Origin of the sequence: Candidatus Binatus sp. (genome assembly GCF_030646925.1) — a bacterium.
Taxonomy (GTDB): Bacteria; Desulfobacterota; Binatia; order Binatales; family Binataceae; genus Binatus.
In genome coordinates, this window is record NZ_JAUSKL010000052.1 from 1 (window position 1) to 6,754 (window position 6,754).

Genomic DNA, 6,754 nt, shown 5'->3' on the forward strand with positions numbered 1-6,754 from the left:
CCACCGAATTGAACTTCCGAACGGAAGTTCAATCACAACCGACTCGCTAATTTCACTGTCAGAGCCTCGTCGCTGTGCGAAGAAGTCCCGATCCCTCCGTCCGTCCTCAGAATCGCCTTTGACCTTGGCACTTATCCGCACCAAGCGGTCGCCAGGGGGCTAAGGAAGGAGTCATTGCTTTTTGCGTCTTTTTCATCTCAAGGCGATTGCGGATCACTACGAACCTCTTCACTGGATTCATTTGTAGTTGAATTCTGACGGATCTCCCACCAGGGCTTTCATGATGGCCTCCGCGGTTTTGTCCGATATGCCTTCCGATTTTCTCCTGGATTCAGGCAGATGCTTCTCCAACGCGGGTATGTTCTCGAGCAGCAATTGAATCGAGCGGTAGTCTCCGCGAGCCGCCTTGTTGATCCATTGCTTCAGGACGACTTCGAGCATGGAGATGCTTCGTTGCTGGCCCTGTTCGTTCACGGCCACCTTCTGCGCGAGGATATCTCTGAGCAGAGTCTTGCTGCCCTTTGATCCCCTCGGCCGCCCCTTGGGATTCCCGGACTGTCCCTTCTTGAATTGATGCTGTTGTGGCGGTCGGCCGTAACCTACTTTGTAATTCGGATCTTCCCTATCCTCCACTCCCTCTATCCTCCGCTTCCTGCCCCCCTTCGGCCTGGATATCCGCAAATTGTTTGCCGGACGAAGCGTGACGAGCGCTGCTGCGCGTGAACGTTTGCCAGCGGCGAATGATGGTGTCGACGTAAAGCGGATCGAGTTCCAGGCCATAGCAGCGCCGCCCGCTCCGCTCCGCTGCGATAACCGTGGTGCCGCTGCCGAGGAACCCGTCGAGTACGATCTCTCGACGCGAAGTGGCGTCCATGATCGCATCGGCGACCAATGCGGTAGGTTTCACAGTAGGGTTATTCAGCCAATTATCGCGATCACACACAATGAAGGTCCTAGGTAAGTTGCCCGGCTTGTTTCAGCCGCAGCGCTACGCGTCAGGTCGCCGAGCACGACGGCCGGGCGGGAGAAGCTTTGCCCGACGCTCGCAAACCTTTAATGCGTTGGCTCGAAGTCGAGAGCCGCGAATTCGTCGGCGCCAACTCCAAACAAGCAGAATTGATCGACGTGATTATCGAAGAGTGCGCGCGGATGCGCCAGCTGACCGACAATCTGCTCAATCTGGCGCGCGGCGAGATCCCCGCGATCGCGTTGCAGCAGGAACGCCTCGACCTCGCGCAGTACGGCGCCGGCGCCGAGGACAAAGGCGCTGCGGGACTGGGCCTTGCGATCGTCAAGGAGATCGTCGCCGCGCACGGCGGCCGCATTTCGGTGGTGAATAACAACGTGCACGGATCCGCTTCATCGTGGAGATTCCGGCGGCAAGGGAATCCTGATGGCGCGACTGCTGGTCGTCGACGACGAAAAAAATATCCGGCGCAGCCTCGCCGCTTTCTTCGAGTCGCTGGGGCATCAGGTGCGCGCCGCAGAGAGCGGAACTCAAGCCGTCGCGATGCTCGCGGACAATCAATTCGACCTGGTGCTTACCGACTACAAGATGGCGGAGATGAGCGGACTCGAATTGCTGCGCGAACTTAAGCGCCGTTCGCCCGACACGCTCGTGATTTTGATGACCGCGTACGCGACCATCGAAAACGCGGTCGAAGCGATGAAATCGGGCGCTTATGATTACGTCACCAAACCGTTCTCGCTCGAACAGATCAGGCATACGGCGGATCGCGCGCTCCAGGTTACTGTCCTGCAAGCCGAAAATCGCGCACTCCGCAGCGCCGTTGACGACGGTCCGCTGCTCGAATCGAAAAGCGCGGCGATGCAACGATTGCTCGAGACCGCGCGCCAAGCCGCCGCGAGCGAAGCGACGATCCTGCTGACGGGCGAGAGCGGCACCGGCAAGAATGTCATCGCGCGGCAGATCCATCGATGGAGCAAGCGGGCGGAGCAACCATTCGTGGTGGTCAACTGCACCACGCTCTCGGAAGAACTGCTCGAGAGCGAACTCTTCGGGCACGTCCGCGGCGCATTCACCGGCGCGGTCAAGGACAAGCCCGGGCGCCTCGAGGCCGCCCACGGCGGAACGGTTTTCCTCGACGAGATCGCGGATTTGACGGCGACTCTGCAAACCAAGTTTCTGCGGTTTTTGCAGGAGCAGAACTTCGAGCGCGTCGGCGGTGAACGCACGATCCACGTCGATGCGCGAATTATCGCGGCGTCGAATCGCGACCTCGAAGCGGAAGTCGCGGCGCATCATTTCCGCGAAGATCTGTACTATCGCTTGAACGTGATTGCGCTCCGCGTGCCGTCGCTGCGCGAGCGGCGCGAAGATGTTTTGCCTCTCGCCGAGTACCTTCTAAGGATGGCGGCGTTGCGCAACGGGCGGCCGGGCCTCGCTTTTTCGCCCGACGCCGCGCTCGCGATCGGGCACTATCGATGGCCCGGAAATGTGCGCGAACTCAAAAATGCGATCGAGCGCAGCGTCGTCCTGATGCGCGGCCAGACGATCGCGCGCGACGACCTGCCCGACTCGCTATTCCGTGAGGCGGCCTCGTCACTTCCCAGCGCTTCGCCGTCGGCCAGCCTCGAAGAAGTTGAACGCGAGCATGTCGCCCGCGTGCTGGCGGCAAGCACGACGCTTGAAAGAAGCCCCCGACACGCTCGGCATCAACGTGACGACTCTGTGGCGCAAGCGCCGCCGCTACGGGATCGAGTAGATTGTTTGCGTGTGGACGGCGGAGTGCGCGAGCGCTTATTGATCCGCTCAGGACACTAGCGCTTTGAACTTGCTCGCTAGTCGATCGACGGCTTGAGCTAAGAGGACGGAATCGGCACCTACTGCGATGAAGGTGCATCCTAGCTCGAGGTAGCGGCGTACCAGCGCCTCGTCGCCCATCAGGATACCCGCGGCCTTGCCAGCAGCACGAATATCCGCGACACCGCGTTCGATCGTTTCAAGCACCTCAGGATGAGTCATGTTTCCGAGGTAGCCCATCGAGGCCGACAGGTCCGCTGGTCCTACGAAGACACCATCGACACCCGGCACCGCCGCAATAGCTTTGAGGTTCTCGACGCCGCGCCGAGTCTCGATCTGGACGAGGAGGCACATCTCTTCGCCGGCTTCCTTAAGATAGGACGGTATCCGGGTCCATCGCGAGGATCGCGCGAGCGCCGAACCGACTCCGCGCACTCCTTTAGGTGGATAGTGCATCGCCGCGACAAGGCTGGCTGCCTGCTCCGCACTTTCGACCATCGGAATGAGCAAAGTTTGCGCGCCAATTTCGAGAACCTGCTTGATGACATGAGTATCGCCAACCCGAAGGCGTACTATCGGATGGCTATCGTACGGCGCGACAGCCTGGAGTTGAGCCAGCAACGTGCGGAGGTCATTGGGACCGTGCTCGGCATCGAGCAGTAGCCAGTCAAAGCCCGCACCGGCGCAAAGTTCGGCGCATCCTGCATCGGCTAGCGCGACCCACAGCCCGATCTGCGCCTTCCCCTCCTTAATCGCTCGCTTGAAACGATTGACAGGTACTTCCATCTTCAACCATCTCCTACGAAGCGGCAGGAAATCGAACCTAACGGACCGTAGTCCACGTGAAAGGTGTCACCGGCGCGCGCTGGTACGACTCTAGTGAAGGAGCCGGCTAGCACGATTTGCCCGGCTTCAAGTCCTTGATCGTGCAGAGCGAGCTTATTCGCGAGCCAGGCGATTCCATTGGCAGGATGATTTAACACGGCGGCCGCGATACCTGATTCCTCGAGTACGCCGTTGCGATAGCAAAGAGCACCTACCCATCTAAGGTCCACGTCCAGCGGCCGAATCGGACGCCCGCCAATCACGAGTGCGGCATTCGCGGCGTTATCAGCGATAGTATCGACGACGCGGCGCGGCGCTTTGGTTTGCGGATCGTCTCTCATCGTGCGAAGGCCAACTATCTCTAGCGCCGGAATGACATACTCGGTCGCGCCCAGTACGTCGAAGATCGAGCAGTTAGGTCCGCGCAGAGGTTTTCCCAGGACGAAGGCAAGCTCGTTCTCGAGCATCGGCGTGATGAACCTGTTGGCGGGGATCTGCGAACCGTCGTGATACAGCATATCGTCGAGCAGGACGCCGTAGTCGGGTTCGTTGATGTTCGCCGTCGATTGCATCGCGCGCGAAGTCAGTCCGATCTTGTGCCCGATAATGCGGCGGCCTTCCTTGAGCTTGATGTCAATCCACGCGCGCTGGATCGCGTACGAATCCCCGATTGTCATCTCCGGATATTGCGCCGACAGAAATCGGATAACCGTCCGGTTCTTTTCAGCCTCATGAAGCTGGCTGGCTATTCGAGATATGATGGCTGCATCCACGGATAGTTTCCTTCTTTAGGCGAACGAACCTTTCATAGCCGCGATGTTCTTGATGTCGCAGTAGAAGTCAAAGCTCCAGTTGCCGCCTTCACGACCTATTCCAGAGTTGCGGCTCCCGCCGAATGGAGCGGCCAGTTCGCGTACGAAAAAGCAATTGACCCACACCGTGCCGGCGACCACCTGCCGCGCCAGGCGCATCGCACGCTCCTCGTTCTTGCTGAAGATGACAGCGGCAAGGCCATAGTCCGTGCCGTTAGCTAGCTTCATAACTTCGTCTTCGTCACGAAAGGTCTGCCAGGTTAACACCGGACCGAACACCTCACGCTGCACGATCTCCTGCTGTTGCGATACACCCCCCAGCAGCGTTGGTTCGAAGTATAGCTCGCCGGCGCTATGGCGATGTCCGCCCCAGATCGGCTTGACACCTTCCTTAAATGCGCGCTCGACAAAACCTTCGACACGCTTGTAGTGCTCAGGCGTGATAAGTGGTCCAACCCGGGTAGTCTTCTCTCTCGGATCGCCTACCACCATCTGCGAAACAGCGGCGCGAAGCTTCGACTGGAACTCATCCGCAACCTTGGCATCGACCAGCAGGCGCGTTCCTGCCAGGCATACTTGTCCAGCGTTGAAGTACTGGCCGGCTGCGGTTTGCGCGGCCGCATCAAGGTCGGCATCGGCGCATATGATGAACGGCGACTTACCGCCGAGTTCAAAGCTCGTGGGGGTCAGAGAATGGGCGGTCGATGCTCCTATCAACTTGGCGGTGTCGGTCGAGCCAGTGAAGCTTAATCGATCGATATCGGGATGAGCCGCCAGCGCAGCGCCTGCTTCTTCGCCGATTCCTTGCACAATGTTAAGCACTCCGGGCGCAATGCCGGCCTCGGTAGCCAAATCAGCCATCAGCGAGCATGTAAGCGGCGCCCATTCTGGCGGCTTCACGACCGCGGTGTCGCCCGCAGCCAGGCAAGGACCTACTTTCCACGTCGTCAGCATGAACGGCCCATTCCATGGCGTGATAAGCGCCGCGACGCCGGCGGGATCGAAGCGAATATGATTGACTACTTCAGGCGAGTCGATCGTCTCGTCGTTCAGCTTGAGCGCGCGATCGGCGAAGAACTGGATGTTGAGTGCCGCGCGCGGAACCATCCGCGTAGCGTTGCCGATCAGCAACGATCCGTTGTCCTCGGTTTCGACCGCCGCGATCTCTTTGCCATGATCGAGGATAGATTGTGCAAAGCGCTTAAGTATAGGATGACGGCCTTCGGGACCCAGCGACGCCCACTTAGGATATGCACGCCGCGCTGCGGCGACGGCCGCATCGATTTCGTCGCTGCTGCCCGCGCTCACATCGGCGAGATGCTTGCCGTCGATCGGCGAGCACACCTGGAACTTGTTCTTCGACTCGACGCGCTTGCCGTCGATGAAGTGATCGGTCGAGACACTTACTCCTGCTACTTTGGAACTTGCCATTAGTTATGACCTCCGAAGGTGATCCGCATCGCGATTAGCTATAGGTTCGGTTGATCAAGTGTTAGATGCAAGCGTGGCATCGCCATTTTGGGACTCAGCCCTCTTAAACTCTTCCATCATGCGCCTGAACTGTGCAATGCCGCCATCGGAAGACGTGGCAAGCATCCGATCGCCGTTCGATGCTTTGATATTCCTTTGCTGCGCCTCAATCATTACCCGGGTTTCGTTAAAGGCCTTGATACTTCCGCGAGCGTCGGATCGCCCATCCAGATCCAGGCAAGCGAATACCTATCGACAATCGGATACTGCTGCACGCGTGCCTGGGGCGGAAGTTTCATCTGACCGGGAATCTCGACGCATTTGCCCGACGGCGCGAACTTGAGTCCGTGGTACATGCATCGAAGGTCGTCGCCCTCGACGCGTCCCATCGAGAGCGGCGCGAAGCGATGGCAACAGCGATCCTGCAAGGCCGCCAGATCGCCGTCGCTCTTGCGGTAAATGACGATCGGCTCGTTAAGCATCGTGAGTGCAGTCGGGCGATCCTGGGCTAAGTCTCGGCTCCATCCGGCTGCGTACCAGCAATTGCGCACGAACATTGGGCTTCCTCGAATCGTCGAATTCGGTTGGCCGCTCCGCCGTTCGCGGCGGCGCAGGCTTCGATGTTCCCAGGCGGATCTAGCGCAAATATTGACTCCGGTCAAATCCGACTGTAGCCAATTCTCGCCGCGCGGCGCGAAGCAAAAGTAAGCCGTTTCGGCGAGTTTGACAAATCATTTTAACTCGTTGACTATGGACGATATTGACCAAGGTTAATCGCGCGCGCCGCATCGCTCTCTAACGGAGGCGCCAATTTTGGATCTCGGAATCGCAAGCCGCAAGGCTATCGTATGCGCCTCGAGCCGCGGCCTCGGCCGCGCGTGCG

General features: G+C 59.3%; 9 protein-coding genes. 1 reads left to right on the forward strand and 8 read right to left on the reverse strand.

The genetic code is table 11. From position 1 onward, the window contains the following. Positions 1-237: 237 nt before the first annotated feature. From Q7S58_RS08550 to Q7S58_RS08560, 3 genes are all read right to left on the reverse strand, one after another. Positions 238-633 carry a DUF5681 domain-containing protein gene (locus tag Q7S58_RS08550; protein ID WP_304823495.1) on the reverse strand — a complete coding sequence of 132 codons (396 nt, stop codon included), beginning with the start codon at positions 631-633 and terminating at the stop codon, positions 238-240. After that, positions 623-943 carry a DNA methyltransferase gene (locus tag Q7S58_RS08555; protein WP_370655487.1) on the reverse strand — a complete coding sequence of 107 codons (321 nt, stop codon included), beginning with the start codon at positions 941-943 and terminating at the stop codon, positions 623-625. The genes Q7S58_RS08550 and Q7S58_RS08555 overlap by 11 nt, the downstream gene beginning before the upstream one ends. 110 nt (positions 944-1,053) lie before the next feature. Beyond that, positions 1,054-1,314: a hypothetical protein gene (locus Q7S58_RS08560; protein WP_304823501.1), complete on the reverse strand. Its 261-nt coding sequence runs from the start codon at positions 1,312-1,314 to the stop codon at positions 1,054-1,056. Positions 1,315-1,393: 79 nt separating this feature from the next. Between Q7S58_RS08560 and Q7S58_RS08565 the strand changes: the two genes are divergently transcribed. Beyond that, complete coding sequence (locus tag Q7S58_RS08565) at positions 1,394-2,785, forward strand: sigma-54 dependent transcriptional regulator (protein ID WP_304823504.1); 1,392 nt, start codon at positions 1,394-1,396, stop codon at positions 2,783-2,785. On the opposite strand, the gene hpaI is transcribed toward Q7S58_RS08565, so the two are convergent. The 5 genes from hpaI to Q7S58_RS08590 are packed head-to-tail and all read right to left on the reverse strand — an operon-like array spanning position 2,774 to position 6,428. Next, positions 2,774-3,550 carry a 4-hydroxy-2-oxoheptanedioate aldolase gene (gene hpaI, locus Q7S58_RS08570; protein ID WP_304823507.1) on the reverse strand — a complete coding sequence of 259 codons (777 nt, stop codon included), beginning with the start codon at positions 3,548-3,550 and terminating at the stop codon, positions 2,774-2,776. The genes Q7S58_RS08565 and hpaI overlap by 12 nt on opposite strands. A gap of 2 nt (positions 3,551-3,552) precedes the next feature. Further along, positions 3,553-4,362 carry a 2-oxo-hept-4-ene-1,7-dioate hydratase gene (gene hpaH, locus Q7S58_RS08575; RefSeq protein WP_304823510.1) on the reverse strand — a complete coding sequence of 270 codons (810 nt, stop codon included), beginning with the start codon at positions 4,360-4,362 and terminating at the stop codon, positions 3,553-3,555. A gap of 15 nt (positions 4,363-4,377) precedes the next feature. After that, positions 4,378-5,832, reverse strand: coding sequence for an aldehyde dehydrogenase family protein (locus tag Q7S58_RS08580; protein ID WP_304823513.1), 1,455 nt, complete (start codon positions 5,830-5,832; stop codon positions 4,378-4,380). 54 nt (positions 5,833-5,886) lie between these two features. Beyond that, complete coding sequence (locus tag Q7S58_RS08585) at positions 5,887-6,045, reverse strand: hypothetical protein (RefSeq protein WP_304823516.1); 159 nt, start codon at positions 6,043-6,045, stop codon at positions 5,887-5,889. Next, entirely contained in the window at positions 6,045-6,428 is a 384-nt protein-coding gene (locus Q7S58_RS08590) for a Rieske 2Fe-2S domain-containing protein (protein WP_304823520.1), read from the reverse strand. The genes Q7S58_RS08585 and Q7S58_RS08590 overlap by 1 nt, the downstream gene beginning before the upstream one ends. Positions 6,429-6,754: the final 326 nt, after the last annotated feature.

Bases quoted from the DNA above. Each gene is read 5' to 3' on its own strand.
- Q7S58_RS08590 (WP_304823520.1), bottom strand. From the start codon at position 6,428: ATGTTCGTGCGCAATTGCTGGTACGCAGCCGGATGGAGCCGAGACTTA.
- Q7S58_RS08565 (WP_304823504.1), top strand. From the start codon at position 1,394: ATGGCGCGACTGCTGGTCGTCGACGACGAAAAAAATATCCGGCGCAGC.
- hpaI (WP_304823507.1), bottom strand. From the start codon at position 3,550: ATGGAAGTACCTGTCAATCGTTTCAAGCGAGCGATTAAGGAGGGGAAG.
- Q7S58_RS08580 (WP_304823513.1), bottom strand. From the start codon at position 5,832: ATGGCAAGTTCCAAAGTAGCAGGAGTAAGTGTCTCGACCGATCACTTC.
- Q7S58_RS08585 (WP_304823516.1), bottom strand. From the start codon at position 6,045: ATGATTGAGGCGCAGCAAAGGAATATCAAAGCATCGAACGGCGATCGG.